Raw genomic sequence first — 1,723 nt, 5'->3', positions numbered from 1 at the left:
ATAACCTTTTTATTGTACAGTGAAGACAGTTGACGAATTCAAAAGAACGTGAATGGCGTCGTTACGAACTACCATTACCAAGGGGACAGCCTAAACGTTCTGTATGAAACCGATGTGGATGGAAATGTGGTAAGATCATATATATACGGAGAAAACGGGCAACTCCTTGCCATAAAAAAAGCAATGCGACGTATTTTTACCACTATAACGCGCATGGCGATGTCATCGCCCTGACGGATGAACAAGGAAACATCGTTGCCCGTTATCAATACGATGCATGGGGGAATATTCTCTCTCAATCCGGTGCCTTGGCGGAGGAAAACCCATACCGATATGCGGGATACCAATATGACAAAGAAACGGGTCTTTATTACCTGATCGCCCGGTATTATCGCCCAGAACAAGGTGTGTTCCTATCCTTGGATCCAGACCCGGGGGATGCGGACGATATCTTGACGCAGAATGGATACACGTACGCAAATAACAATCCGGTGATGTTGGTGGATCCGGATGGGCATTTTGTTTGGTTGGTGATCAATGCCATCAGCGCAGGGTTTACGGCGTATGAAGTGTATAAGGCATACAAATCAGGAAAAGGATGGAAATGTGTCGCAGCTACGGCGGCTATCGGTTTTGTTGGTGGAGGAAAAGTTAAACTTGTTAGAAATACAGGAAAATATGTTAGATTTGTCAGACTTCTTGGTAAAAACCCTAAAAAGCATAAAACTAGAATCAACACTGACCTGCCTGGAGGAAAGGCAGTAGCCAAAAGTATATTTAGGCACTATACAAAGAGAAAAAAAGTGAAACAATTCTCTAAAGGAAATACTATTAGGAGATTTACTCCTGACGGAAGATATCAAATTCGGTATACAAGGAGAAAGGATGGGACATTAAAGATCAACTTAGATTTCAAACGAGGTGGTATTTACGAGGATATACACTTTTAAGTGAGGTGTAAAATATGTCATCTATGACACATTATGTGATTCCTATTCAAACGAAACTTGATAACTTATATCGTATTTCGCAGTCCAAACATGTAACGGTGTTTACGGATGGGCTAGACCTTCTTTCTAACTATAGTGAAGTTATTAGCTGTCTTCAAGTATTATTGCAGATAGGCGATAGAGAGTTTTATTTAGTTACAGCAGAACAAACGGAGATAAACTATAATGCAGAAATTGATCATCTTGTCATTGTAAAGGAAAAAGAAATACCGAAACTGTATTCGTTTAATCCTAAAGAAAAACCAGAATTTATAAAAATTAAAGATATGCAGTCTCCAAATGGGTTTAAATTGATTACTTTTTTAGAAGAAAACTATTATTGTAAAGCTAACTCTAATACTCTTCATTTCACTTTTGAAGCAGGTATAGCTATTTTGTTAGAAGGAGAACACGAAAAATTGTTAATTAGTTTTGGTCGTACTCCTCAAGAGTTAATAATTACTTCAAATACAGACGATATTGCCAGAATTTTATTAGAAAAGGAGTTAAAGCCTTATACATTAGAGGTGAAATCTATCATTTAAGTGGGGGGACAAATTCCCCCTTTTTCTTTTTAGATAGATTTTTACAAATAATTCAATTTACAAAAAACGTTAAGGTTAATTGTTGCGATAAAGGGATGTATATTTCACTAGGCGAACAGTGCCTGGCACTGTTCGCCTACAGCGTTCATACAAGACGCGCATCGGTCTCCCTCCCTGCTTCGTTCTCAA

1 protein-coding gene and 1 pseudogene are annotated in these 1,723 nt (G+C 38.2%); both read left to right on the top strand.

The genetic code is table 11. The features are described 5' to 3' along the window. Positions 1 to 33: 33 nt before the first annotated feature. A pseudogene (locus ABEV15_RS11165) lies at positions 34 to 950 on the top strand (RHS repeat-associated core domain-containing protein); the annotation flags it as partial. A 14-nt stretch (positions 951 to 964) separates the two neighbouring features. After that, positions 965 to 1,534, top strand: a complete 570-nt coding sequence (locus ABEV15_RS11160; RefSeq protein WP_498853244.1) for a hypothetical protein — start codon at positions 965 to 967, stop codon at positions 1,532 to 1,534. The last annotated feature ends 189 nt before the right edge of the window (positions 1,535 to 1,723 follow it).

It is taken from the genome of Bhargavaea massiliensis (genome assembly GCF_050480245.1).
In the GTDB taxonomy this organism is placed as follows: domain Bacteria; phylum Bacillota; class Bacilli; order Bacillales; family Anoxybacillaceae; genus Anoxybacillus.
The sequence above is the reverse complement of the archived record's forward strand: the minus strand, read 5'-3'. Positions and strand labels throughout refer to the sequence as shown.